Raw genomic sequence first — 22,526 nt, 5'->3', positions numbered from 1 at the left:
CCGGGCGGTTCCAGAAAAGCGCCGTCCGGGCACAAAAATGGGCCTCCCCTTGGGGGCCGTTTTCATGTTGAAATTCTGGCATGCGTGGCATCCGTAGCCAATGGTTACGGAGCTATCGTTTACCTGGGGGTGAATAAGCCTTGGGGTTATGGAAGGTCGTGCTTTAGTTATGGTGTGGCCGCTGGCGGTTACATCCCACGCGCTGTAGATCACGGAGTTATCCCGATGTCCCAGGAAGTCATACGCGGCATTGCGCTGCCCCCGCCGGCGCAGCCGGGCGATCCGTTGGCCCGCGTCGATACGCCCAGCCTGGTGCTGGACCTGGCGCCCTTCGAGGCCAACTTGCGCGCTATGCAGGGCTGGGCGGACCGCCATGACGTCGCCTTGCGCCCGCACGCCAAGGCGCACAAATGCCCCGAAATTGCGCGGCGCCAATTGGCCCTGGGCGCGCGCGGCATCTGCTGCCAGAAGGTCAGCGAAGCGCTGCCTTTCGTGGCGGCCGGCATCCACGACATCCACATCAGCAACGAAGTCGTCGGGCCGGCCAAGCTGGCCCTGCTGGGCCAACTGGCGCGCGCGGCCAAGCTGAGCGTCTGCGTGGATAACGCGAAAAACCTGGCGGACATTTCCCAGGCCATGGTGCAAGCCGGCGCCCAGATCGATGTGCTTGTCGAAGTCGACGTCGGACAAGGGCGCTGTGGCGTCTCGGACGACGCCCTGGTGCTGGCGCTGGCCCAACAGGCGCGCGATCTTCCCGGCGTGGACTTTGTGGGCCTTCAGGCCTATCACGGCTCGGTGCAGCATGCCCGCACGCGCGAAGAGCGCGCGCAGATCTGCCGCCAGGCCGCGCGCATCGCCGCGTCTTACGCCCAACTGCTGCGCGAAAGCGGCATCGCGTGCGACATCATTACCGGCGGCGGCACGGGCAGCGCGGAATTCGATGCGGCAAGCGGCGTCTATACCGAGTTGCAAGCGGGCTCGTACGCGTTCATGGACGGCGATTACGGCGCCAACGAATGGGACGGTCCGCTTACGTTCCAGAACAGCCTGTTCGTGCTGTCCACCGTCATGAGCGTGCCCGCGCCCGACCGCGTGATCCTGGACGCGGGGTTGAAGTCGACCACCGCCGAATGCGGCCCGCCCGCCGTCTTCGACGCGCCGGGCCTGACCTATGCCGCCATCAACGACGAGCATGGCGTGGTGCGCGTGGCGCCCGAGGCCGCTGCGCCGGCGCTTGGCGACGTGCTGCGCCTGGTGCCCTCGCACGTGGACCCCACGTTCAATTTGCATGACGGCCTGGTCGTGGTGCGCGATGGCGTGGTGCAAGACATTTGGGAAATCGCCGCGCGCGGCTTTTCGCGCTGATTCCCTTCCCATTACATCGCCAGGTTCGTCATCCCCAGGAATTGCCGCAATTCGGGGGTGGCGGGCGATGCGAACAATTCCTCGGGCGGCCCGATCTCATGCACGCGGCCCTGGTGCATGAAGACGACGCGGTCGCAGACCTCGCGCGCAAAGCGCATTTCGTGCGTGACCATCAACAGCGTCATGCCGTCGGCTGCCAGTTCCCGCACCACCGCCAGCACTTCGTTGACCAGCTCCGGGTCCAGCGCCGACGTGATTTCGTCGCACAACAGCGCCAGCGGCTGCATCGCCAACGCGCGTGCAATGGCCACGCGCTGCTGCTGACCCCCCGACAGTTCCTCGGGCCACGCATCAAACTTGTGTGCCAGGCCCACGCGCGTCAGCATGGCGCGCGCCATGTCGGCCGCGGCCGCCTCCGGCATGCGCTTGGCCACCATGGGCGACAGCATCACGTTGCGCCCCACCGTCAGGTGCGGAAACAGGTTGAACTGCTGGAAGATCATGCCCACCTTGAGCCGCAGCGCGCGCAGCCGCAATTCGTCGTCGCCCAGCTGCGCGTCGGCCACCATGATGGCGCCGCCGTCAATCTGCTCCAACCCGTTCACGCAGCGCAGCAGCGTGCTCTTGCCCGAGCCGCTCTTGCCGATGATGGCGATGACCTCGCCGGGTTCAACGCGTAGCGTCACCCCCTTGAGGACTTCGTTGTCACCGAATTTCTTGCGGACGTCTTCAAGGGCGATGAGGGGCATGCAACTTCCTTTCCAGCCGGAGGCTGAGGCGCGACAGGGGCCAGCACAGCGCGAAGTAGATCAGCGCGGCGCAGGCGTAGACGGTGAAGGGACTGAACGTGGCGTTGGTGATCACCGTGCTGGCCTTGGACAGCTCGGTGAACCCGATGATGGAGGTCAGCGCCGTGCTCTTGACGATCTGCACGGCGAAGCCGACGGTGGGCGCAATGGCGATACGCAGCGCTTGCGGCAGCACCACGTAGCGCATCTGCTGCACGTAGCCCAGCGCCAGGCTGGCGGACGCTTCCCACTGGCCTTTCGGAATGGCTTCCACGCAACCGCGCCAGATCTCGGCCAGGAAGGCGCCCGACCACAGCGTCAGCGCGGCGCCCGCCGCCAGCCAGGGCGGCACTTCCAGGCCCAGCAGCGACAGCCCGAAGAACGCCAGGAACAGCTGCATCAATAGCGGCGTGCCCTGGAACAGTTCGATATACGCCCAGCTGGCGCGGCGCATCAGCGCCACGCGCGACGTGCGCATCATCAGCGCCAGCATGCCCATCAGCGCGCCGCCCACAAACGCCACCAGCGACAGCACCACCGTCCAGCGCGCGGCCAGCAGCAGGTTGCGGACGATGTCCCACATTGAAAATTCAATCATCGCGCCGCCTTGCGAAACAGGCGCCGGCCCGCCAGGCGCAGCAACTGGCGCAGGACAATGGCCAGCGCCAGGTAGATGCCGGTGGTGACCAGGTACACCTCGAACGCGCGGAAATTGCGCGACTGGATGAAGTTGGCGGCAAAAGTCAGGTCTTCGGCCGCGATCTGCGAGCACACCGCCGAGCCCAACATCACAATCACGATCTGCGACGACAGCGCCGGCCAGATGCGTTTCAGGGCCGGTTTCAGCACCACGTGCCGAAACACCTGAAAGCGCGTCATCGCCAGGCTGGCGCCGGCCTCGTACTGCCCCTTGGGCGTGGCGTCGATGCCGGCGCGGATGATCTCGGCGCTATAGGCGCCCAGGTTCAGCGCCATCGCCAGGCAGGCCGCCTGCATTTCGCCCAGCTGCACGCCCAGCGATGGCAGGCCGAAAAACACAAAGAACAGCTGGATCAGGAACGGCGTGTTGCGTATCACCTCGACATAGGCGGCCACGGGCGCGCGCAGCCAGCGCGGCCCCTGCGTGCGGACCCAGGCGCAGGCGATGCCCAGCGCCACGCCCGCCACCGCGCCGAAGGCGATCAGTTCCACCGTCACGCCGATGCCTTTCACCAGCACCGGCGTGTAGTCGAATACCGACGCGAAGTCGTATTGGTAAGCCATGATGGCCGCCGTCGGAACTTACAGGTCCTTGGGCAGCTCGGCCCCCAGCCATTTCTGCGAAATCGCCGACAACGAACCGTCACGCTTGGCGGCGGCCAGGATGTCGTTGACCTTGGCGCGCAGCTTGGCTTCGTCTTTGTTCATGCCGATGTAGCACGGCGAATTCTTGATCAGGAATTTCGTCTCGGGCTTCTTGGGCGGATTGCGTGCCAGGATGGCGGCAGCCACCACGTTGCCCGTGGCAATCATCGGCACCTGGCCCGACAGGAAGGCCGTGATGGTGCCGTTGTTGTCCTCATAGCGCTTCAGGGTGGCAGAAGCCGGTGCGATCTTCGACAGCTCGATGTCTTCCACCGCGCCACGCGTGACGCCGATCGTCTTGCCGGCCAGGTCCGCCGCCGACGACACCTTCAAGTCCGCCGGGCCGAACACGCCATTGAAGAAGGGCGCGTAGGCATCGGAAAAGTCGATGGCTTTTTCGCGTTCCGCATTCTTGCCCAGGCTGGAAATCACCAGGTCCACCTTGCGGGTCTGCAAGTAAGGCACCCGGTTGGCGCTGGTGACCGGCACCAGTTCCAGCTTCACGCCCAATTGCTTGGCGATCAGCGCGGCCGTATCAATGTCGTAGCCCAGCGGCTTCATGTCGGCCCCCACCGAGCCGAACGGCGGGAAGTCCTGCGGCACGGCGATCTTGATGGTGCCGGCTTTGACGATGTCATCCAACGTGTCGGCGTGCGTCAGCGGCGCGGCCAGCAGGCTGGCGGCGGTGCAAAGGGACAACAACAGGGTTCTACGGTTCATGAGGAACTCTCCAGGGCGCGCATCGCCCGGGGCGGGTCGATGCGTTGCACACCGATTCGGTATACAAAGCTGGAAAAGCAAGTTCCGTGCCGTTTGGCGTGCGCCCGGCACGGCGTTGTAGCGCGTTTACGTTCGCCCTGATTTGGTGCGTGCCGTGCGCTCAATGCGGGATGAACGGCACCGGTTTGGGGGCGTGAATCCGTCAGCATCATGGCGGCCATATCCAGCATTGCCCACAAACGATCCATATGCCGCAAGTCGTGGTGATCGCCCACCCAGATGTCTCGCGTGGACGGTTGATCCGGCGTGTCGATGCGGCCAGCCCGTGGGGATTGGGTTGGCGTAGCGTCTTTCTGAGCAAGCTTCCCATCATCCTGCTTGCCGTTCCCGCCGCGCTCGATCAGCGCCGCCGTAAGCGTCGCCCTGGCCGGCGGGTTGTTCATCGCCATCGCGCCCGACGGCGCCAGTGCCCAAGACGGACGTTCGGCTTGGTTTTGCCGCGACCTCGGTGGCCATAAGCGTGGCGCTTGCTCTGGCGGCCGGGCTGGTCTGGAAGCGGCAGGCAACGGGAAAGACCAACCAAGCTTTGGCCGGCAAGTTGAGCGGGGGGCTGACGTTGCGGTGAAGTAAAAAAAGCCGCCCCGGGGAAGGAAAAAACCCCGGAACGGCTTCTCGGCGGCGCCTGGATGCTTAGTCCACCTGCGCGCCCGACTGCTTGACCGCGCGGCCCCACTTGTCCACTTCGGTGGCGATGAACTTGCCCGTGGCCTCGGGGCTGAGCGGCATCGGTTCGGCGCCCCGGTCACGCAGGAACTTCTGCATTTCCGGCGTATTCAGCGCCACGCCGATCTGACGGCTCAGGTAGTTGGTGACGTCGGCCGGCGTATCGCGCGGGGCCAGCACGGCGGCCCAGCCGATGGCCTCGAAACCCGGGTAGCCCGATTCGGCCACCGTCGGCACGTCCGGCAACTGCGGCAGGCGCTTGGCGGTGGTCACGGCCAGCGCCACGGCTTTTTTGTTCTGCACGTGCGGCAGGCCCGCGGTCACGGAATCCACCATCAGCGGCACCTGGTGTCCCAGGAAATCCGCCTGCGCCGGGCCACTGCCCTTGTACGGAATGTGGCGGATATCGATGTTGGCCGCAGCCTTGAACATCTCGGCCGACAGATGCTGCGTGCCGCCGATGCCGGCGCTGGCGTACGCCAGTTCGCCCGGATTGGCGCGCGCCTGCGTCACCAGCTGCGTCAGGGACGTGATGCCGGACGCCGGCGTGGCCAGGAACATCAACGGCACCGAGAACACGCCCGACACCGGCGCGAAATCCTTGGTCAGGCTGTAGTTGATGGTCTTGTACAGCGTCTGGTTGACGGCGGCGGCGCTGCCCGCGATGACCAGCGTGTAGCCATCGGCGGGGGCGCGCATGGCTTGTTCCATGCCGATGTTGCTGCCCGCGCCGGCGCGGTTTTCCACCACGATCGGCTGCTTGACGGCGGCGCCCAGCTTTTCAGCCAGCGCGCGGGCAAAGATATCGGTGGCCTGCCCGGGCGGGAACGGCACGATCAGGCGGATGGCGCGTTCGGGATACTCGGCGTGCACCGGCGCGCCGGCCGCCGCCAGCGCCAGGCCGGCGGCAAGACTGGAAAGAATACGTTTCATGATTGGTCAGTAAAAAGCGACAAGGGCTGCGCGCGAGGGGCGCGCCCCTTCTCATAAAATAGAGCGCCCGAACGGCGGCCCTTTTGAGGCGGCCCGGGGCGATTCGGCGGGGGGTGCGTCACGATAGCATCCCTCTGTCGGTGCTACATTTGCCTTTTCGCGCTTTGCCCGCGAAGTTTTTCCTTCACCGCTGTCCTTACCCCGCAGGAACCGCCATGGAATTCAGCCAGTTCAACGTCAACACCCTCATGGACATCACTTCCCGCCCGGACCTCGTGTTCGTCAGCGGCAAGGGCTCCTGGCTGGAGGATCATGCGGGCAAGCGATACCTGGACTTCGTGCAGGGCTGGGCGGTGAACACGCTGGGCCACTCGGCGCCGGAAATGCAGCGCGCGCTGGTCGAACAGTCGCAAAAGCTGATGAACCCGTCGCCGGCGTTCTACAACATCCCCTCCATCGAGCTGGCCCAACGCCTGACCGGCGCGTCGTGCTTTGACCGTGTCTTCTTCGCCAACAGCGGCGGCGAAGCCAACGAAGGCGCCATCAAGCTGGCGCGCAAGTGGGGCCAGGTCAAGAAGAACGGCGCCTACAAGATCATCACGATGAACCACGGCTTTCACGGCCGCACGCTGGCCACGATGTCCGCATCGGGCAAGCCGGGCTGGGACAAGATGTTCGCCCCGCAAGTCGAAGGCTTCCCCAAGGCGGAATTGAACGACCTGGAATCCGTGAAGAAGCTGATCGACGACAAGACCGTCGCCATCATGCTGGAGCCGGTGCAAGGCGAAGGCGGCGTCATCCCCGCCACCAAGGAGTTCATGCAGGGCCTGCGCAAGCTGGCCGACGAGAACCAGCTGCTGCTGATCGTGGACGAAGTCCAGACCGGCATGGGCCGCACCGGCAAGATGTTCGGCTACCAGCATTCCGACGTCACGCCGGACATCATGACGCTGGCCAAGGGCATCGGCGGCGGCGTGCCGCTGGCCGCGCTGCTGGCCCGCCAGGACGCCTGCGTGTTCTCGCACGGCGACCAGGGCGGCACGTACAACGGCAACCCGCTGACCACCGCCGTGGGCGTGGCCGTGTTCGACACCCTGGCCGCCCCGGGCTTCATGGACGCCGTCAACGCCCGCGCCAAGCAACTGTCCGAAGGCCTGCTGGCCCTGTCGGCCAAGTACGGCATGAAGGGCGAACGCGGCCAAGGCCTGCTGCGCGCCCTGGTCATGGACCGCGACGACGGCCCCGCCATCGTCGAAGCCGCCCGCAACCAGAACCCCCAAGGTCTGCTGCTGAACGCCCCGCGCCCCAACCTGCTGCGCTTCATGCCCGCGCTGAACGTCACGGCCGAAGAAATCGACCTGATGCTGACGCAACTGGACGCGCTGATCGCGCAGGTGCGCAAGGCTTGATTGATTCAGGCTGGCAAGAGTGAGCAAGGGCCGCGGATTCGCGGCCCTTTTTCTTGCGCGGACAGGCTCGCGGGGCGCGGAGACGGGGCTCGCACCTTCATCGTTAGCCTATAGTGCAGCAATCCCGCAAAAGCTGTTGCACTATAGGCTAATAGAATCTGCGGTTTTGCTGCGCTATAGGCTAATATTCTCCTAACTTATGACTGCGTATAGGCTAGGAAATGTCCCCCGAACTCAACCAACTTCGCTTGGAACAACTGCAGGCCGCGCTCTCTGCTTACGCAAACCTGTTGGGGCGAAAACCGCCTGCTAGCGGTTGGTTGAAGCTGATCCGTGAGTCGCTTGGCTTGACTCAGCGGCAGCAAGCCGAACGTTTGGGAATTTCGGCGCCCACGCTTCATAAATCAGAGCAAGCGGAAGCGGACGAACGCATCACGCTCAGGCAACTGCGCAAGCTGGCGGACGGGCTTGATTGCGAACTCGTTTATGCCTTGGTGCCTCGCAAGCCGCTTACGGATAGGGTTCAAGAGCGCGCCCGCGCTGTCGCGCTGGAAGAGGTCGGAGGCGTTGCGCACACCATGGGCCTCGAAGACCAGCGCCCAACAGAGGACCGGCTCCGTAAACAAGTAGAGCGCAGAATCGATGAACTGCTACGGGGCCGATGGTCCGAGCTATGGCGCTAGATCTTGACTATGAAAACGGCCAGACACCACTGGACCCCGATGATCGGGCGGGCCTCATCCCCGAGCACCTGAGCACCAAGGGCGACTTGAATGATTGGGAGCAGGAAAACCTGTTGCGTGCGGTGCGCTGGTTGAAAAGGGCTCGTTCGCCAGATGTTCTAAGCGAAGGATTCTGCCGAACGCTCCATTCCAAAATGTTTGACCAGACCTGGAGCTGGGCAGGGACCTTCCGTCGGTCAGACAAGAATATCGGTTGTGACTGGACGCAGGTCAGCACACGTCTATCGCAACTGCTTGCCAACACCCGTTGGGGAATCGAGCGTGGCGCCTATCAACCTGACGAAATCGCTGCCCGCTTTCACCGCGACCTGGTCTGGATTCACCCATTCCCCAACGGCAACGGGCGGCATTCCCGAATGATGGCTGACGCTCTTCTACGTAGCCTGGGGCAAGCGCAGTTTTCCTGGGGGGGCGCGGGAAATCTTGTGAACGCCTCCAACGCTCGGACTCGCTATCTCAACGCGCTACGCGCCGCGGACCAGGGCGAATATCACTTGCTGCTTGCGTTTGTTCGCAGCTAAAAGCGCCTTGCCCAACGGGCCGATCTGTCGCAGCACCCTGGACAAGCGGTAGCCCCCGACGTCAGTGCGACGACACATAGGTGGCGTCGGCAAACGACGCAGGAATCGCGAAGCTTTCGCGCATGCGTCTCGCCTCGGCCGCCGGCGTCAAGCCGAACAGCCGCTTGAACTCTCGGCTGAATTGCGATGTGCTTGTGTAGCCTACGGCGTGGCCCGCGGCTTCAGCGGTCAAGTCCTGGCGCACCATTAACAGCCTTGCCTGATGGAGCCGCGTCGATTTCACGTACTGCATCGGGGACACTTGCGTGACCGCCTTGAAATGGCTGTGGAAGCTGGGAACGCTCATGCCCGCCTTCTGCGCAAGCTGCGTCACATCAAGCGGTTCGGCGTACGCGGCATGAATATGCCGTAGCGACATCCCTATCCTGCCAAACTGCCCTTGCATCGCCAGTGCCTCGCGCATCGCCCCGCCTTGTGGCCCGGTCAACACGCGGAAGTACCGTTCGCGCAGCAGGCCCGGTCCCAGCACGGCGGCTTCGATTGGCTGGTGCATGGCTTCAAGAAAGCGCAGAACGCAGGTGCGCATCCTGTCGTCCATCCGAGTCGACATCATGCTCTTGGGCACCTTTGCCCCATCGCCCGTGCCTGCGTTGCCGATCTGCGCGGCCAGCTCGGCAGCCACCGTGAAATCAAGGTGCGGATAAAGCGCCAGCAACAACGTCGTCACGTCGATGGGCGGACACGTCACCATGCCGGGAATCGCGTACTACTGCGGCAGCAAATTCGCGCTGGAAGGCACAAGCCTCCGGCGCATCTATTGCTGGGCAGCGATGCGCTGATGCTGGTGCGAGCCAAGCTTGCTGCGTTGGATGACGAGTTTCGAGCGTGGGAGGCGACTACGGTGTCGACGGATGCCTGATACGCTGTAATCAAGACATGCCTTCATAGGAACCACCAGGAGAACCGCCGATGAGCCGACCGGAATTCATCAAGCACTGGACCGAACTCGAAGCGTCCGACGCGCATTCCTACCAGGGCGATACCGAAGCCATGGCGCTGGACGCGCCGCTTTCCGCGGCACTCGGCATCACACGCGTCGGCATTCATCACGTCAGGCTGTTGCCCGGTCGACGTACGTCATATCCGCACGCCGAAAGCACCGAGCAGGAATTCGTGTTCGTGCTTCAAGGCAAGCCCGATGTCTGGATAGACGGCGTGTTGCATCCGATCGCCGAAGGGGACTGCGTTGCGTTTCCCGCTGGCACCGGCATCTGTCATACCTTCATCAACAACACGCAGGACGAAGTCAGGTTGATGGTGGTCGGCGAACCGACACGCGCCGACAACCTTGTGCGCTTCCCGCTTAACGAAGCGTACGAACGTACCCGCGTGAACCGCTGGGTAGACTGGCCCGCCAGGCCGCTGGGCGACCATGACGGGAAGCCTGACTGAGTGGTCCCGGCAGATGCCCTCACACGCCGATAACGTTATCGCGCTCTATCAAGACCACGTAGCGGCGTCTGGCGGCGCCCGGGGCGGTGTTGATGTTCACCAGCGCGACGTCGCTGGGAGAAGCCATTGGCCGCTCGAAGGCAAGCCGCTTTATCACGGCGGTGTGGACCGCAATGAATATCGGCAACTGCTCAAGGCCTATGGGTTTACCATCCGCTACCCTGCTTCTGCCGCCACAATCCCCAGTTCCGCCGCATACCCCGCCAGCTGCGCGCCCACGTGCAGCTTCAACGCGTCCACGAACAACTTGATCTTTGCATCCACGAATTGTCGTGATGGGTACAGCGCATACACGTTGCGCTGGTTCGTGTAATAGCTGGGCAGCACCCGCACCAGCGTGCCCCGGCGCAGATCCTCGATTGCCGAGAAACCGGCAAGCAGGCCGATGCCCGCGCCATCGCGCAGGGCCGTCGCCATGGCGTCCATGTCGTTCACGCCGAAATGCGCGCCGGGCGGGCAGTGGGTGTACGTGCCGTTCGCGCTTTCCAGATGCCATTCGTCCGGGGCGTAGTCCACCGTGCTGAGCAGCACGCAGTCATGTTGCGCCAGGTCTTCGGGGGTTCGCACCGGCGGACGCTGTTCAAGGTAGGCGGGCGATGCGGCCAGGATGCAGTGGCTGACGCCGATTTTCTGGCTGACGTAGGTGGAGTCCGGCAAGGCGCGCGCGATCACGATTCCGACGTCCAGCTGTTCTTCCAGCAGGTTCGGCATGCGCTGCGATAGCAGCAGGTCAACGGAAACATCGGGGTATTCCTTTCTGTACGCGAGGGCCGCGCGGGTGACCAGGGTGCGGCCCAGGCCCGGCACGGCGTGAACGCGCAAGACGCCACGTGGCGAGATCGTTGCATGGCCTGCTTCGGCCTCCGCCCGTTCGACGTCGCCCAGGATCGCCACACAGCGGTCATAGAACCGATGCCCCACATCGGTGACGACCAGGCGGCGGGTGGACCGCTGGATCAGCCGGGCGTTCAGCCCTTCTTCCAGCGTCGTGACCGCGCGTGAAATGTTGCCGACCGTGGTGGAAAGGTGGTTGGCGACGGCAGTGAAGCTGCCCATTTCGACCACCTTCGCAAACACCGACATGTTGTAAAGCTTGTCCATCGTGGGTCCATTGTGTGGGGGCGACTTTCCCTCTGGCAGAGAAAGTCATTCCTTCGCCAAGGGCTAAATCCGCGCCTGTCTCGCGCCTAGACTTCGTTCCATGGTCAGGCCCCTGGCCCGGCAGGAAACGAACAATCTTATCGGAGTTTGCAGCCATGAACGGCAACTATGATCCGCTTTACCTCTTCATCAACGGCGAATGGATAGGCGCTGGCGAGCGCGACACCGCCGCCGTGATCAACCCGGCCACGCGCCAGGAACTGGGCCGCGTGCCGCTTGCGACGCCTGCCGACCTGGAGCGCGCGCTTGACGTGACGCAGCAGGCGTTCAACACATGGCGCACCGCCTTTCCCAACGAGCGTGCCCGGGTGCTCAAGCGCGGTGCGGAATTGATGCGCGAGCGGGCCGAGCACATCGCCACGCTGATGACGCTTGAAGAAGGCAAGCCGCTGGTTGAAAGCCGCGATGAAGTATTGCGCGCCGCCGATTACTTCGACTGGTTTGCCGAAGAAGCCAAACGCATAGACGGCCGCGTTGTGCCCGCCAACCGTCCCGGCGTGCAACAACTGGTGAAACGGCAAGCAATTGGGCCGGTGGCGGCTTTCACGCCCTGGAACTTCCCGGCCATCACGCCGGCACGCAAGCTGGCCGCCGCGCTTGCCGCCGGGTGCAGCGTCATCATCAAGCCGGGCGAAGAAAGCCCCGCCACCGCGCTGGCACTGGCCCGTGCCCTGGACGACGCCGGCCTGCCCAAAGGCGTGCTGCAAGTGGTTTTCGGCGTGCCCGACGACGTCTCGCGGCAGTTGATTGCGTCCCCGGTCATCCGCAAGGTGACGTTCACCGGGTCGGTGCCGATCGGCAGGTTGTTGTCGGCACGCGCCGCCGAAGGGGTGAAGCCCATCACGCTGGAGCTGGGCGGGCACGGGCCGGTTCTGGTGTTCAACGATGCCGACGTCACGCGCGCCGCGGTCGAAGGCGCGGCCAACCGGTTTCGTGGCACGGGCCAGGTCTGCATTTCGTCGACACGCTTTCTGGTTCAACGCGGCGTCTATGACGAATTCCGCGAACACTTCGTCAAGGCCACGCGCGCCCTGAAGGTGGGCAACGGGCTTGATCCGGCCACGCAGGTCGGCCCGCTGGCGAACCCGCGCCAACTTGAGAAGATGCAGGCCTTGATCGCGGATGCGGTGGCATGCGGGGCCACGGTGCTGACTGGCGGCAAAGCCATCGAAGGGGAAGGCTATTTCTTCGAACCAACGGTGCTGGCCGATGTACCGATGCAAGCCAGGATCATGCACGAAGAGCCCTTTGGCCCCATCGCGGTGCTGATGGCCTTTGATGAGCTTGCGGACGGTTTGCAGGAAGCCAACCGCTTGCCCTACGGCTTGTCCGCCTATGCGTTCACCCGTGATGCACGCACGGCGATCGACGTGGCCGATGGGCTGGAAGCCGGCATGATCGGCATCAACCAATATCGCATCGTCGCGACCGAGCTGCCGTTCGGAGGCATGAAGGAAAGCGGACACGGTTCTGAGGGCGGCGTTGAAGGTATCGAGTACTACCTCACGCACAAGTTCATCAGTCAGGCTTGAACCGGGAACAGCACATGTCCAACATCGATTTCAGCCAGCCGCGTGAGGCCGCGCGCGCCTTTACGCCCACGCTGTCGGCCTTCGTCGACAACACGCTTTACCCCGACGTCTGGGGCGACCCCGCGTTGGCGCCCCGAGACCGCAGCCTGGTCACCGTGGCCGCGCTGATTGCCGCCGGCCACGCGGACGAGCTGCCCGCGCATTTGCGCCGCGCCGTCAGTAACGGCGTGACGCGCGAAGAGCTGGCGGCCGCCATCACGCACCTGGCGTTCTATGTCGGCTTTCCCGCAGCAATCACCGCATCGGCGATTGCACAACACACACTGGCCGCATCATCCGAAAGCGGCGCGAAGGACAAGCAATGAAAGCGATTACTTTTGAACAGTTTGGCGAGGCCGACGTGCTTGAAGTGGCCGACGTTCCGCGGCCTGAAATGCGACCCGATGACCTTATCGTCCGCGTGCATGCCGCCGGCGTGAACCGCGCCGACCTGACGCACCGCCGGGGTGGCTATGGCCGCCCGGATTTTGGCGACTCCACCATCATGGGCCTGGAGATCGCGGGCGACGTGCTGCAAGCAGGAAGCGCCGTGCGTGGATTCAAGGTGGGCGACCGCGTGATGGGCGTGGTGGGCGGCGGCGCCTACGCGGAAGTGGCGCGGCTGGACTGGCGCATGGCTTTGCCCGTTCCCGACGCACTGGACTACGTGCATGCCGCCGCGATCCCCGAAGTGTTCGTCACCGCGCACGAAGCCATGTTGCACCTTGGGCGTTTGAAGGCCGGCGATTCCGTGCTGATCCACGCGGCGGCGGGCGGTGTCGGCTCTGCGGCAGTGCAGCTTGCCAGGGCGACGGGAGCCACCGTATACGCCACGGCCGAGGCCAGCAAGCTGGCGCAGGTCCAGCAACTGGGCGCCGATTGCGTCATCGACTATCGCACGCAGGACTACGCGCGGGTCGTGGCCGAACAGACGTCGAAGCGCGGCGTGGACGTGGTCATCGACTTCATTGGCGCGCCCAACTTCGCGCGCAATATCGCGTCGCTGGCCAACGGCGGGCGGCTGGTTCAGGTGGGCATCCTGGGCGGCGGAGGCCAGGTCAACATCGCTCTTGAGGACATCCTCTATCGCCACCTGCAAATTTTCGGCACCGTGATGAAGTCGCGCCCACAAGCCGAAAAGCACGCGATGGTGCAGCGCTTTCGCGAGCATTGGCTGGACCGCTTTTCCAGTGGTGCCGGGCTGGTTCCCGTCGTGGACAGCACCTATCCACTTGAACGCGCATCGGACGCGCATCGCCGGATGGAATCGTCTCAGAATGTGGGGAAGATCATCTTGACGATGGGGGCGTAGGGCCACAGCGATGGCGCGCGCGGGGCCGTGGCGCGCCAATCGGTTGTATTCTTTTGCCCGTCGTCATCATTCACGAGAGAACGCGCGTGCATTGTCAAACTTGTGGGGCGGCGCATCGCGGTCGGGGCCGTCTTTGCGACGAATGCAGCAAAACCTTGTCTGGCTTGTCGGACGCCAAGCAGGCGCCGCCGCCCTTGGGTGGCTTCGATGTGGAAAAGGAGCTGACTGCGCCCGCGTATCAAAAACCGCTCTCGCAGGAGGGCGGCTGGGATCGGCCGCAGCTCGTTCGCATGGACGTCATACCCATCGCGCTGGCGGGCCGTTCGCTACAGCGGGGATGGCTTACCGCGTTTGGCGCGGCGGGGCTGGCCGTCACCATTGGCGAAGTGGCTTTCAAGTGGGGCGTGTGGTGGTTCTGGTTTGTTGTGCCCAGCGCGATTGCGTTTCTGATCGGCCATGGTCTGATGAAGAAGCGGTTTGTACGGCTTGCCGGCTTGCTTAACTTCGAAGCCGATAAGTCGGGGCGGGTCTACCTCACCACGATGGGCGGAAGCTGCCCCGTCTGCAATGCGGAAATCAAGCTGAAAGACATCGGGCCACAGAAGCGCAGCAAGACGGTCATTCAGTGTGCGGACAACAAGACGCATCAATGGGCGTTCGACCCCAGGCAGCTGGAGTCGCTGTAGCCGGGTGGTTCATTCATCCACCGAACGCATGTCGCACGTCGTCTCGGCGGACGCCTCGGCGCGCATCGGTATTTCGGGCTTCAGGTTGGTGGTCCACCCCGAAAAGCCGCATGTGGCGGGGCTGGTGGCGTCCAGGCGGAAACGCTGGACGGGGCTTACGCGCCAACCACGGGCGGCAGCGTCAGCGCGGCAAGCAGCACAGGCGTACGTTGAACGGACATCGGGAATTACCGCTCAAGGCAGCTGCTGATGTCGGAAGTCAGCCGGGCCATTTCCTTGTCCACGCCCAGGTCCGTGCAATAAGCGCCCGCGCCGCGCAAAGACAGATTCAGGGTGGACGTCTTCTTTGAGACCTCGGCCCGCAGACGGAAGCCGCCGGTGTTGGGCGTGCTGTAATTTTTTGACTCCAGCACGCCGGATTGCGTGTCGCGGATGGCGTAGCCGCTGTCGAACAGCGCACTATGGTCTTTGCCGGAGACGCTTGCCTGATCGATGCAGGCGAACACCGCATCAACGGATGCGTTTTGCGGCACTGCGATCGACGCGCTTGTGCTGGGACCTAACGCGTCGCACATGCCGGAGGACATAGAACAAGCGCCCAGCAATGCGGCAATACCCAACGTCAATGCCAGGCGGCCCGATCGTTGCCAGCTTGCCCACGCCTTGCGATTGCAGTGCATATCCTTGATCTCCTGAAACGCCATGAAGTGCCATGAAGTGGCACCGTAGTTACCGTGTAGCAGCGATATTCGCGCGCCGCAACGAAGCGCGCAACGTGTGTTCCAGCTGGCCCAAACCCACATTGCCGCAGCCAACCAAGGTCAGTTCCTGCAAACGTCGCAACGTTGCCAGTACGCTGATATCCGCAATCCGCGCGCAGTACTGGATGTTCAGAAATTCCAACTTGGCAAGGGTCGCGATCGGGCCGATCGTATCGAGCAAGGGAAGGTTCTTCAGACGCAGCGAACGCAGGCCGGGCAGCTGTTCAATGCCGGATAGCGTTGTCAGGGTCCGCCCACCCAACAGGCCAAGCGCGACCAGCGGCAGCGGCGCCAGGCGATTGAACAGCGACGAATCGAACGGCACGTTCCACAGGTTCAGTTCTTTCAACGCCAGCTGCAACGCGCTATCCACCAACGCGCCGCGCCGATCGGGAATGGCCGATAGCGATATCAACGCGGGGAAGTCCTGTGGGTCCAAGCGCAGCGTTGCGCCGACGGTCAGGGATTCCAGGCGGGGCATCGGACCCGCCTGCCAGGTATAGGTGCCCGATTGGGGATGCATGGACAAGTGGCGCAGGCTGGCGGGCAGCATATCGGCGCGCAGCCCCTTTACGACGCTGGGCAGGATGACGCCCGGTCCAATCGACAAATGGACCAGCGAAGGCAGCCGGGCGATGAGCTCGGGCAGGCCTTGCAGGGGATCTTCGTGCGGCGCCCACAGGTGCACGTCTGTGATCTGGGCCAGCGTGGCCTCGTCCGGTGGCGCATCGTAGAACACGATGCGCGCATCGTCGCCGGGAAAGTGCGCGGACTGGCGGCTATGCATGAAGCGCCAAGTCTGATCCCGACCGGGCAGGGGCGTCGAAAACGGGATGGGCGACATGCGGTTTTCCAATGGAATTTGGATCGCCAGTTTACGAGGCGAATCAAGGCCGCGATCACCCATGTGTAGCGCGGCCTGGGCTCTTTGGACCTTAAGGGGCCGACCTGTCAAAAACGTGAACGACGCGAAAGCGCTCGCACACCAGCATCATGTCCGGCGAGTAACCGCCATTGCGTTCGAAGTAGGCAATGTGTTCGTCGCGCCAGACCGGGTACGGGCCTTCGCCTTCGGCGACGGCGAACGCTTCGTCGACCTGGTCAAAGCGCTGGATCAATACGCCGGTCGTCTCGATGACGCAGGCGGGGCGGCCCTGGCCGTCCAGCACGACATCGCGCCGGCCCGCTTGGGGTACGGGCTCTTCGTCGCCAAAGTGGTCAAGCGCGCCGCAAGTGGCGGTCTTGGTTCCGGCCAGCACAAGGGCCAGCAAGGCGTCGGCAAGTTCCGGCGAATCGCCGAATTGAAACGTCACGGCGTCTTCAAAGGGGGCGGGTGGTTTCATGGTTGGCATGGGTGCTGCACCTGATTCGGGTCGGGGATGGACGTTGTGCGGTCCACGGCCAGGCGCCACTTTTCAACGCGGGCCGAGTACGAGACTGAAACGTGATGATGGCATTCTAGTGACTTTGATGCGGGCGAGCGGTGACCCGCCGGCATGCCCATTACCTGCCACCGCCCAGAGGCCGCCCAGCCACCGCCCAGCCCCTACGCGCCTGCCGCCGCACGCGCGTGCGACCGTGACGTCAGGGTGGCCAGCATCGCCGCCACCAGCAGCACCACGGCGCTGACTGCAAAGGTGCTTCGATACCCGCTGTGGTCGAACAGCAGCCCCCCTATCGTCGACCCCAGCGCGATGGACAGCTGGATCACCGCCACCATCAAACCGCCCGCGGCTTCGGCGGACCGGGGCATGGCTTGTGCGACCCAACTCCACCAGCCGACGGGCGCGGCAGTGGCCAGCAGCCCCCACAAGCCCAAGAGTATCGCGACCTCGGTCAGCGAGGCGCCGAACGGGATCAGCGCCAAGGCGATGACCGCCATCAACACGGGGATGACGATCAGCGGCGGATACAGGCCCTTTCTGAGGACCGTGCCAATCAGGCCGGTGCCCACGACGCCCGCCACGCCAATGGCCAGCAAGACCAGCGACAACGACGACACGCCCACGTGCGTGACGGTTTCCAGGAAAGGCCGCAAGTATGTGAACAGCGCGAATTGCCCCATGAAGAACGCACCGCAAGCGGCCATGGCCAGCGCAACGAAGGGGCGCTTGAGCAGCGTGAATGCGTTGCCCGACGCTCGCGCGGGCGGCTCGGCTTGCATGGCGGGCAGGCTGACCCATTGCCACGCCAGCGCCAGTGCCGCCACCGGAACCAGGCACAGGAAGGCGCCGCGCCACCCTATCGCCGCCGCCAGGTAGCTGCCCAGCGGTGGCGCCACGACGGTGGCCAGCGCATTGCCGCCGTTGAAGATGGCCAAGGCGCGCGGCACCTGGCGCGCCGGCACCAGGCGCATGGCGGTCGCAGCCGACATCGACCAGAAGCCGCCGATGACCACGCCGATCAGCGCGCGGCCCACCATGTACACCGGGTAATTCGGCGCCAGCGCCACGGTGGCGCCAGAGACGGCCATCAATGCCGTCAAACCCAGCAACAGCGTCTTGCGGTTCATGCTGCCGGCCAGTCTTCCGATGGACAGGCTGGTCAGCACCGCGAACGCGCCCGAAATGGCAATGCCCTGCCCCGCCAGCCCTTCGCTGACTTGTAGGTCGGTGGCGATCAGGGTCAGCAGGCTGACCGGCATGAATTCCGAGGCGATCAGCGCAAAGACACACAACGTCATCGCGAAGACGCCGCCCCAATGCGCGGGCGCATCGGGGCCGACGTGCCGACTGCGGGGTGCGTCGTGTTCCGGCTTGCCGGCCGCCGTGGCCTGCTGCGTGGATGTGGTCATGACGCCTCCACGCGCCCCAGGTGCTTGTCGAAGAATGCGTTCAACGTCGCCCACGGAATCAGCGTGACGCGGTCGTAAAGGTCGACATGGCCGGCACCGGGAACGATGTGCAGGGTCTTGGGCTCGGCGGCCCGGCGATAGGCGTCTTCGCTGAACTCGCGCGAATGCGCCTGGTCGCCGGTGATCAACAGCAGCGGGCGGGGCGAAATCGTTTCAATGTCGTTGAACGGATAGAAGTTCATGAACTTGACATTGCTGGTCAGCGTGGGGTGCGTCGTCAACGCGGGTGATGAGCCGGCGGGCGTGAATTGCCCACGCGGCGTGCGGTAGAAGTCGTAGAACTCGCGGTCCACAGGCGTCGAATCGGCAGTCAGCTGATGCACGCTGCCGCTGGTGTACTTTCGTTCGCCACCGGCGAATTCCACATCGCGCTGTTGCGCGGCGTCGGCAATGATGGCCTGGCGTTGCGCGGGCGTCAGCGTGCGGTTCAACGCGTGGCGGTTGGCGGCGCCCATGTCGTACATGCTGACCGTGGCAATGGCTTTGATGCGCGGGTCGATCTTGGCCGCGCTGATGACGAAGCTGCCGCTTCCGCAAACGCCGATGGCGCCGACATTGTCCCGATCAACCAGGGGTTGCGCCCGCAGGAAGTCCACCGCCGCGCTGAAGTCTTCGGCGTAGATGTCCGGCGATACGGCGTTGCGCGGCTGGCCCGCGCTTGCGCCCCAGAACGACAGGTCCAAAGACAACGTGACGAAGCCCTGCTCTGCCATCTTGGTGGCATACAGGTTTGCGCTTTGTTCCTTGACGGCGCCCATGGGGTGGCCGACCACAATCGCGGGCGCTTTTTTGCGGCGGTCCAGATCTTTGGGGGTGAACAGGTTGCCAGCCACCTCCATCTGGTATTGGTTCCTGAACGTCACCTTCTGGACCGTGACGCGGTCGCTGGTGTAGAAGTTATCGGCGCCTTCGGGCGTTGCGCCTGCCGGTTGCGCGGCAGCGGCCCACGCGGCGGTGCCGGTGGACGACAACGCCCCGAGCGCTGCCATGCCGGTGCCGATGCCCGCGGCCTTTAGCAAGGTGCGGCGGTTGGCATCGGGTTGACTAGCCGGGTCGACGGCGGTGGTTTCAAAGGGGTCGGACGCTTGCATGGCGGCTTGCTTCACGGGAATGGACGGGATGGTCGCCATTTTGAAGATGAGCGATAAGCTAGACTAGGTAATGAATCCTTAATTGCCTTATTAGCCGGGCTAGTAAATCAAACGAGCCGCGCGCATGGCGAAACGCAACCTGAACGATCTGCTGGCCTTTGTTACCGTGGCGCGGGAACGCAGCTTCACGCGCGCGGCGGGCACGCTGGGCGTGACGCAATCGGCGTTAAGCCAGGCGGTGCGCGGCCTGGAAGAACGGCTGCAAATCCGGCTGCTGACGCGCACCACGCGCAGCGTGTCGCCCACGCCGGCCGGCGAGCGGCTGATGCAGGCCATTGGCCACCGCTTTGACGAAATCGAAGCCGAGCTGGATGCGCTGACTGAACTGCGCGACAAGCCCGCCGGCACGGTGCGCATCACCTGCGGCGATCACATCTTGCGGTCCGTGCTGTTGCCCCGGCTGGCGCCCGTGCTGCGCGACTATCCCGAAATCAATGTCGAGTTCGACGTCAGCTATGGGCTGCGCGATATCGTTGCGGACCGCTTCGATGCGGGCGTGCGCCTGGGTAGCACCATCGACAAAGACATGATCGCCGTGCCGATCGGGCCGGTGTTGCGCATGGCGGTGGTGGGCTCGCCCGACTACTTTGCCCGGCATGCGATACCGTTGACGCCCGACGACCTGACCGCGCACCAGTGCATCAATCAGCGCATGCCGACCTCTGGCGGTTTGTATGTGTGGGACTTTGAGCGACGCGGCCGTCAGGTGAATGTGCGCGTGGATGGGCAGCTGATCTTCAACACCGCACCGCCGCAGGTGGACGCGGCGCTGGCGGGGCTGGGCCTGGCCCTGCTGCCGGAAGACGAGCTGATGCCGCATATCGAAGCCGGCGAACTGGTGCGCGTGCTGGAAGACTGGTGCCCGACGTTCACCGGCTATCACCTTTACTATCCCAGCCGCCGGCAGCCCTCGCCGGCGTTTTCCCTCGTGTTGAAGGCGCTGCGACGCGGGTGATGCGTGATCGGCGCACATCCGCCGCCAGCTTGATGCTCAGGCCGATCAACGCCAGCCGACCAGCCGCGTCGCTACGGTCCGGCGCCGGCGCAGGGTGCCGACCGGCGTCGGCAAGCGAACTTGGCGTCCGCCCACTGCCGCCGATACGCGCCGTGCAGACCTCTGGTCGAACGCCTGTTCCTCTGGCAAACTTCCCGCCATGCTACGCATCGACAACCTCAGCAAGCGCTACGGCGACTACGTCGTATTCCAAGGCCTGACTCATACATTCGAGCCCGGCTGCATGGCGCTGTGCGAAGAAGACAGCACCGGAAAATCCAGCCTGCTGGGCATCATCGCTGGCGTGATCCCGCCTGATGACGGCGACGTCTGGATAGACGGGCATTCCCTTCGGCTTGCGCCGCAGCAAGCCCGGTTGCGCGTGGCCTATGTGCCGGACAACTGCCTGGAATTTCCCATGCAGACCGGACGCGAATTCCTGTTGAAGGCGGCGGCTCAAAAAAATGTCAGCCTGGACGACGGCGTGCTGGATCTGGCATCGCGCCTGGGGCTGGAACCGCATCTGGACAAACGCTTCGAGCAGATGTCCACCGGCACGCGCCGCAAGGTGTATCTGACGGCTGCCGCGCTGGGCGAGCCGGCCGTTATTGTCGCGGACGGCGCCAGCAACGGCCTGGACGCCCAGGCGCGCGGGGTGCTGGCCGACGTGTTTCAAACGTGGGCGCGCGACCGCGTCGTGCTGTTTGCCAGCCACGACCCCGAACTGGTGCAAGCCTGCAACGCGCGCATGCTTGACGTCGCCGATCTGCGCTAGGCAGCAAGGGGTTGCTGGCCGTTGCCGGTTGATTGCCGACTGTTGATGGTTCATCACCGGCCGCCACCCGCCTCGCTCCTAAAAACACATCAGCGCTTGGCCGCCTGCAAGACCTCGATGAATGCCTTGCTGAATGCGGGGATGTCGTCGGGTTTGCGGCTGGATACCAGCGTGCCGTCCACCACCACTTCCTGATCCACCCAGTTGGCGCCGGCGTTGCGCAGGTCGTCCTGTAGCGACGGCCAGCTGGTCATGGTGCGGCCGCGCACCACGTTCGCGGACACCAGCAGCCACGGCCCGTGGCAGATGACGGCCACGGGTTTGCCTGCGTCCAACATGGCGCGCACAAAGTCCTGCGCCTTGGGATGCATGCGGATCTCGTCCCCGTTCATCACGCCGCCGGGCAACAGCAGTCCGTCAAACACCGAGGGTTCCGCTTCGGCCTGCGTGAACGTCAGGTCCACGGGAAAGCGGTCGCCGGGTTTGTCGTGATGCATGCCTTGGATCGGCTCACTGCGGGCCGATATCAACACGGTGCGCGCGCCTTCTGCTTGCAGACGGTCGCGCGGACCGGTCAGTTCTACCTGTTCGAAACCATCCACGGCCAGAATGGCGATGGTCATGTCGTTAAGTGTTGCCATGATTGCTCCCTGTGCGGGGCCCCGCGCGAGCGACACGCGGCGGGCCGGGGCCACACCCGCCGAGTCGCTGGCGCAGCAAGTGCCATGCCGAGAGCGCGGGTGGACAGGGGGATATCCGGCGGAGTCCGCTCAGGCCACGTTGGCGAAACGCTTGTCCAGGTAGGCAATGATCTCGCTGGATTCATACATCCAGCGCGTGCCGCCGGCTTCTTCGATACGCAGGCAAGGCACCTTGACCTTGCCGCCGCCAGCCAGCAGTTGTTCACGCGCCTGCGGGTCGTTCTTGGCGTCGTGCAGCGTTACCGGCACGTTCAGGCGGTGCATGGCGCGCCGCGTCTTCACGCAGAAGGGGCAAGCGTGGAATTGATAGAGCGACAGCGCGGCGGCTTCCGCGTTGACGGTGGCCTGGCCTTGGGCGGATCGCTGTTGCGGGCGCGGACGAGTCAGCGCGTCGCCAATCACGATCAGTTGACCCAGGCCGACACGCAGGGCTTTGACTAGCATGGATGGGGGACTCGAAACGAAGGAAAGAGGCGGTCAGTCTACTCTTTCGCCGCGCGCC

The 22,526-nt window shown here is 64.3% G+C and carries 25 protein-coding genes and 2 pseudogenes; 12 read left to right on the top strand and 15 right to left on the bottom strand.

Features of this window, described 5'->3' with window-relative positions:
* Positions 1–225 precede the first annotated feature (225 nt).
* A complete protein-coding gene (locus V6F88_RS09795) occupies positions 226–1,365 on the top strand; it encodes a DSD1 family PLP-dependent enzyme (RefSeq protein ID WP_332609184.1) in 1,140 nt (379 codons plus the stop codon).
* 11 nt (positions 1,366–1,376) lie between these two features.
* On the opposite strand, the gene V6F88_RS09790 is transcribed toward V6F88_RS09795, so the two are convergent.
* The 6 genes from V6F88_RS09790 to V6F88_RS09765 all read right to left on the bottom strand — a co-directional run bounded on the left by V6F88_RS09790 (position 1,377) and on the right by V6F88_RS09765 (position 5,873).
* Entirely contained in the window at positions 1,377–2,114 is a 738-nt protein-coding gene (locus V6F88_RS09790) for an amino acid ABC transporter ATP-binding protein (protein WP_332609182.1), read from the bottom strand.
* Positions 2,095–2,751, bottom strand: coding sequence for an amino acid ABC transporter permease (locus tag V6F88_RS09785; RefSeq protein ID WP_046803982.1), 657 nt, complete (start codon positions 2,749–2,751; stop codon positions 2,095–2,097). The genes V6F88_RS09790 and V6F88_RS09785 overlap by 20 nt, the downstream gene beginning before the upstream one ends.
* Positions 2,748–3,416: an amino acid ABC transporter permease gene (locus tag V6F88_RS09780; protein WP_332609181.1), complete on the bottom strand. Its 669-nt coding sequence runs from the start codon at positions 3,414–3,416 to the stop codon at positions 2,748–2,750. Before V6F88_RS09780 ends, V6F88_RS09785 begins: the two co-directional genes overlap by 4 nt.
* Before the next feature lie 18 nt (positions 3,417–3,434).
* Positions 3,435–4,217, bottom strand: a complete 783-nt coding sequence (locus tag V6F88_RS09775) for a transporter substrate-binding domain-containing protein (protein ID WP_332609180.1) — start codon at positions 4,215–4,217, stop codon at positions 3,435–3,437.
* Positions 4,214–4,666, bottom strand: a complete 453-nt coding sequence (locus tag V6F88_RS09770) for a hypothetical protein (protein WP_332609179.1) — start codon at positions 4,664–4,666, stop codon at positions 4,214–4,216. The genes V6F88_RS09775 and V6F88_RS09770 overlap by 4 nt, the downstream gene beginning before the upstream one ends.
* Positions 4,667–4,907: 241 nt before the next feature.
* Complete coding sequence (locus V6F88_RS09765; RefSeq protein WP_332609177.1) at positions 4,908–5,873, bottom strand: Bug family tripartite tricarboxylate transporter substrate binding protein; 966 nt, start codon at positions 5,871–5,873, stop codon at positions 4,908–4,910.
* Positions 5,874–6,088: 215 nt separating this feature from the next.
* On the opposite strand from V6F88_RS09765, the gene V6F88_RS09760 reads away from it, so the two are divergent.
* The 3 genes from V6F88_RS09760 to V6F88_RS09750 all read left to right on the top strand — a co-directional run bounded on the left by V6F88_RS09760 (position 6,089) and on the right by V6F88_RS09750 (position 8,546).
* Positions 6,089–7,282: an acetylornithine transaminase gene (locus tag V6F88_RS09760; RefSeq protein ID WP_332609176.1), complete on the top strand. Its 1,194-nt coding sequence runs from the start codon at positions 6,089–6,091 to the stop codon at positions 7,280–7,282.
* Between the two features lie 221 nt (positions 7,283–7,503).
* Entirely contained in the window at positions 7,504–7,965 is a 462-nt protein-coding gene (locus tag V6F88_RS09755) for a mobile mystery protein A (protein WP_332609175.1), read from the top strand.
* Positions 7,956–8,546, top strand: coding sequence for a mobile mystery protein B (locus tag V6F88_RS09750; RefSeq protein ID WP_332609174.1), 591 nt, complete (start codon positions 7,956–7,958; stop codon positions 8,544–8,546). The genes V6F88_RS09755 and V6F88_RS09750 overlap by 10 nt, the downstream gene beginning before the upstream one ends.
* 61 nt (positions 8,547–8,607) lie before the next feature.
* On the opposite strand, the pseudogene V6F88_RS09745 reads toward V6F88_RS09750, so the two are convergent.
* Positions 8,608–9,261, bottom strand: a pseudogene (locus tag V6F88_RS09745) (helix-turn-helix domain-containing protein); the annotation flags it as partial.
* Between the two features lie 7 nt (positions 9,262–9,268).
* On the opposite strand from V6F88_RS09745, the pseudogene V6F88_RS09740 reads away from it, so the two are divergent.
* Both V6F88_RS09740 and V6F88_RS09735 read left to right on the top strand, forming a co-directional pair.
* Positions 9,269–9,465, top strand: a pseudogene (locus tag V6F88_RS09740) (hypothetical protein); the annotation flags it as partial.
* A 50-nt stretch (positions 9,466–9,515) separates the two neighbouring features.
* Complete coding sequence (locus tag V6F88_RS09735) at positions 9,516–9,998, top strand: cupin domain-containing protein (protein ID WP_332609173.1); 483 nt, start codon at positions 9,516–9,518, stop codon at positions 9,996–9,998.
* 216 nt (positions 9,999–10,214) lie between these two features.
* On the opposite strand, the gene V6F88_RS09730 is transcribed toward V6F88_RS09735, so the two are convergent.
* Positions 10,215–11,159 (bottom strand): LysR family transcriptional regulator, encoded by a 945-nt coding sequence (locus tag V6F88_RS09730; protein ID WP_332609172.1) that lies wholly within the window; start codon positions 11,157–11,159, stop codon positions 10,215–10,217.
* A gap of 155 nt (positions 11,160–11,314) precedes the next feature.
* On the opposite strand from V6F88_RS09730, the gene V6F88_RS09725 reads away from it, so the two are divergent.
* The 4 genes from V6F88_RS09725 (at position 11,315) to V6F88_RS09710 (ending at position 14,788) form a co-directional block, all read left to right on the top strand.
* Positions 11,315–12,751 carry an NAD-dependent succinate-semialdehyde dehydrogenase gene (locus V6F88_RS09725; protein WP_332609171.1) on the top strand — a complete coding sequence of 479 codons (1,437 nt, stop codon included), beginning with the start codon at positions 11,315–11,317 and terminating at the stop codon, positions 12,749–12,751.
* Between the two features lie 14 nt (positions 12,752–12,765).
* On the top strand, positions 12,766–13,116 hold the full coding sequence (locus V6F88_RS09720) for a carboxymuconolactone decarboxylase family protein (RefSeq protein ID WP_332609169.1): 351 nt from the start codon (positions 12,766–12,768) through the stop codon (positions 13,114–13,116).
* Positions 13,113–14,102 carry an NAD(P)H-quinone oxidoreductase gene (locus V6F88_RS09715; protein ID WP_332609167.1) on the top strand — a complete coding sequence of 330 codons (990 nt, stop codon included), beginning with the start codon at positions 13,113–13,115 and terminating at the stop codon, positions 14,100–14,102. The genes V6F88_RS09720 and V6F88_RS09715 overlap by 4 nt, the downstream gene beginning before the upstream one ends.
* A gap of 155 nt (positions 14,103–14,257) precedes the next feature.
* On the top strand, positions 14,258–14,788 hold the full coding sequence (locus V6F88_RS09710; RefSeq protein WP_332609166.1) for a hypothetical protein: 531 nt from the start codon (positions 14,258–14,260) through the stop codon (positions 14,786–14,788).
* Positions 14,789–15,015: 227 nt separating this feature from the next.
* On the opposite strand, the gene V6F88_RS09705 is transcribed toward V6F88_RS09710, so the two are convergent.
* The 5 genes from V6F88_RS09705 to V6F88_RS09685 all read right to left on the bottom strand — a co-directional run bounded on the left by V6F88_RS09705 (position 15,016) and on the right by V6F88_RS09685 (position 19,392).
* The gene (locus V6F88_RS09705) at positions 15,016–15,468 is read right to left on the bottom strand and encodes a hypothetical protein (RefSeq protein ID WP_332609165.1); all 453 of its coding nucleotides are present in this window, start codon (positions 15,466–15,468) and stop codon (positions 15,016–15,018) included.
* Positions 15,469–15,517: 49 nt separating this feature from the next.
* Positions 15,518–16,393 (bottom strand): leucine-rich repeat domain-containing protein, encoded by an 876-nt coding sequence (locus V6F88_RS09700; protein ID WP_332609164.1) that lies wholly within the window; start codon positions 16,391–16,393, stop codon positions 15,518–15,520.
* 91 nt (positions 16,394–16,484) lie between these two features.
* The gene (locus V6F88_RS09695) at positions 16,485–16,892 is read right to left on the bottom strand and encodes an ASCH domain-containing protein (RefSeq protein ID WP_332609163.1); all 408 of its coding nucleotides are present in this window, start codon (positions 16,890–16,892) and stop codon (positions 16,485–16,487) included.
* Between the two features lie 203 nt (positions 16,893–17,095).
* Positions 17,096–18,232, bottom strand: coding sequence for an MFS transporter (locus V6F88_RS09690; RefSeq protein ID WP_332610231.1), 1,137 nt, complete (start codon positions 18,230–18,232; stop codon positions 17,096–17,098).
* A gap of 107 nt (positions 18,233–18,339) precedes the next feature.
* Positions 18,340–19,392 (bottom strand): alpha/beta hydrolase, encoded by a 1,053-nt coding sequence (locus tag V6F88_RS09685; RefSeq protein WP_442880303.1) that lies wholly within the window; start codon positions 19,390–19,392, stop codon positions 18,340–18,342.
* A gap of 226 nt (positions 19,393–19,618) precedes the next feature.
* Between V6F88_RS09685 and V6F88_RS09680 the strand changes: the two genes are divergently transcribed.
* Both V6F88_RS09680 and V6F88_RS09675 read left to right on the top strand, forming a co-directional pair.
* Positions 19,619–20,509 (top strand): LysR family transcriptional regulator, encoded by an 891-nt coding sequence (locus V6F88_RS09680; RefSeq protein WP_332609161.1) that lies wholly within the window; start codon positions 19,619–19,621, stop codon positions 20,507–20,509.
* A 199-nt stretch (positions 20,510–20,708) separates the two neighbouring features.
* On the top strand, positions 20,709–21,323 hold the full coding sequence (locus V6F88_RS09675; protein WP_332609160.1) for an ABC transporter ATP-binding protein: 615 nt from the start codon (positions 20,709–20,711) through the stop codon (positions 21,321–21,323).
* 89 nt (positions 21,324–21,412) lie between these two features.
* On the opposite strand, the gene V6F88_RS09670 is transcribed toward V6F88_RS09675, so the two are convergent.
* The gene (locus tag V6F88_RS09670) at positions 21,413–21,964 is read right to left on the bottom strand and encodes a type 1 glutamine amidotransferase domain-containing protein (protein WP_332609159.1); all 552 of its coding nucleotides are present in this window, start codon (positions 21,962–21,964) and stop codon (positions 21,413–21,415) included.
* A 129-nt stretch (positions 21,965–22,093) separates the two neighbouring features.
* A complete protein-coding gene (locus V6F88_RS09665; RefSeq protein ID WP_332609158.1) occupies positions 22,094–22,468 on the bottom strand; it encodes a glutaredoxin family protein in 375 nt (124 codons plus the stop codon).
* Positions 22,469–22,526: the final 58 nt, after the last annotated feature.

This window comes from Achromobacter sp. ESBL13 (assembly GCF_036668755.1).
Taxonomy (GTDB): Bacteria; Pseudomonadota; Gammaproteobacteria; order Burkholderiales; family Burkholderiaceae_B; genus Achromobacter.
This window is presented reverse-complemented; position numbering and strand designations above follow the sequence as displayed.

Excerpts from the sequence above, each read along its gene's own strand:
- V6F88_RS09665 (WP_332609158.1), bottom strand. The coding sequence starts at position 22,468 with ATGCTAGTCAAAGCCCTGCGTGTCGGCCTGGGTCAACTGATCGTGATT.
- V6F88_RS09730 (WP_332609172.1), bottom strand. The coding sequence starts at position 11,159 with ATGGACAAGCTTTACAACATGTCGGTGTTTGCGAAGGTGGTCGAAATG.
- V6F88_RS09700 (WP_332609164.1), bottom strand. The coding sequence starts at position 16,393 with ATGTCGCCCATCCCGTTTTCGACGCCCCTGCCCGGTCGGGATCAGACT.
- V6F88_RS09755 (WP_332609175.1), top strand. The coding sequence starts at position 7,504 with ATGTCCCCCGAACTCAACCAACTTCGCTTGGAACAACTGCAGGCCGCG.
- V6F88_RS09670 (WP_332609159.1), bottom strand. The coding sequence starts at position 21,964 with ATGGCAACACTTAACGACATGACCATCGCCATTCTGGCCGTGGATGGT.
- V6F88_RS09675 (WP_332609160.1), top strand. The coding sequence starts at position 20,709 with ATGCTACGCATCGACAACCTCAGCAAGCGCTACGGCGACTACGTCGTA.
- V6F88_RS09690 (WP_332610231.1), bottom strand. The coding sequence starts at position 18,232 with ATGACGTTGTGTGTCTTTGCGCTGATCGCCTCGGAATTCATGCCGGTC.
- V6F88_RS09705 (WP_332609165.1), bottom strand. The coding sequence starts at position 15,468 with ATGCACTGCAATCGCAAGGCGTGGGCAAGCTGGCAACGATCGGGCCGC.
- V6F88_RS09780 (WP_332609181.1), bottom strand. The coding sequence starts at position 3,416 with ATGGCTTACCAATACGACTTCGCGTCGGTATTCGACTACACGCCGGTG.
- V6F88_RS09765 (WP_332609177.1), bottom strand. The coding sequence starts at position 5,873 with ATGAAACGTATTCTTTCCAGTCTTGCCGCCGGCCTGGCGCTGGCGGCG.
- V6F88_RS09695 (WP_332609163.1), bottom strand. The coding sequence starts at position 16,892 with ATGAAACCACCCGCCCCCTTTGAAGACGCCGTGACGTTTCAATTCGGC.
- V6F88_RS09770 (WP_332609179.1), bottom strand. The coding sequence starts at position 4,666 with ATGGCGATGAACAACCCGCCGGCCAGGGCGACGCTTACGGCGGCGCTG.
- V6F88_RS09750 (WP_332609174.1), top strand. The coding sequence starts at position 7,956 with ATGGCGCTAGATCTTGACTATGAAAACGGCCAGACACCACTGGACCCC.
- V6F88_RS09685 (WP_442880303.1), bottom strand. The coding sequence starts at position 19,392 with ATGGCAGCGCTCGGGGCGTTGTCGTCCACCGGCACCGCCGCGTGGGCC.
- V6F88_RS09785 (WP_046803982.1), bottom strand. The coding sequence starts at position 2,751 with ATGATTGAATTTTCAATGTGGGACATCGTCCGCAACCTGCTGCTGGCC.
- V6F88_RS09790 (WP_332609182.1), bottom strand. The coding sequence starts at position 2,114 with ATGCCCCTCATCGCCCTTGAAGACGTCCGCAAGAAATTCGGTGACAAC.
- V6F88_RS09795 (WP_332609184.1), top strand. The coding sequence starts at position 226 with ATGTCCCAGGAAGTCATACGCGGCATTGCGCTGCCCCCGCCGGCGCAG.
- V6F88_RS09715 (WP_332609167.1), top strand. The coding sequence starts at position 13,113 with ATGAAAGCGATTACTTTTGAACAGTTTGGCGAGGCCGACGTGCTTGAA.
- V6F88_RS09760 (WP_332609176.1), top strand. The coding sequence starts at position 6,089 with ATGGAATTCAGCCAGTTCAACGTCAACACCCTCATGGACATCACTTCC.
- V6F88_RS09725 (WP_332609171.1), top strand. The coding sequence starts at position 11,315 with ATGAACGGCAACTATGATCCGCTTTACCTCTTCATCAACGGCGAATGG.
- V6F88_RS09720 (WP_332609169.1), top strand. The coding sequence starts at position 12,766 with ATGTCCAACATCGATTTCAGCCAGCCGCGTGAGGCCGCGCGCGCCTTT.
- V6F88_RS09735 (WP_332609173.1), top strand. The coding sequence starts at position 9,516 with ATGAGCCGACCGGAATTCATCAAGCACTGGACCGAACTCGAAGCGTCC.
- V6F88_RS09680 (WP_332609161.1), top strand. The coding sequence starts at position 19,619 with ATGGCGAAACGCAACCTGAACGATCTGCTGGCCTTTGTTACCGTGGCG.
- V6F88_RS09775 (WP_332609180.1), bottom strand. The coding sequence starts at position 4,217 with ATGAACCGTAGAACCCTGTTGTTGTCCCTTTGCACCGCCGCCAGCCTG.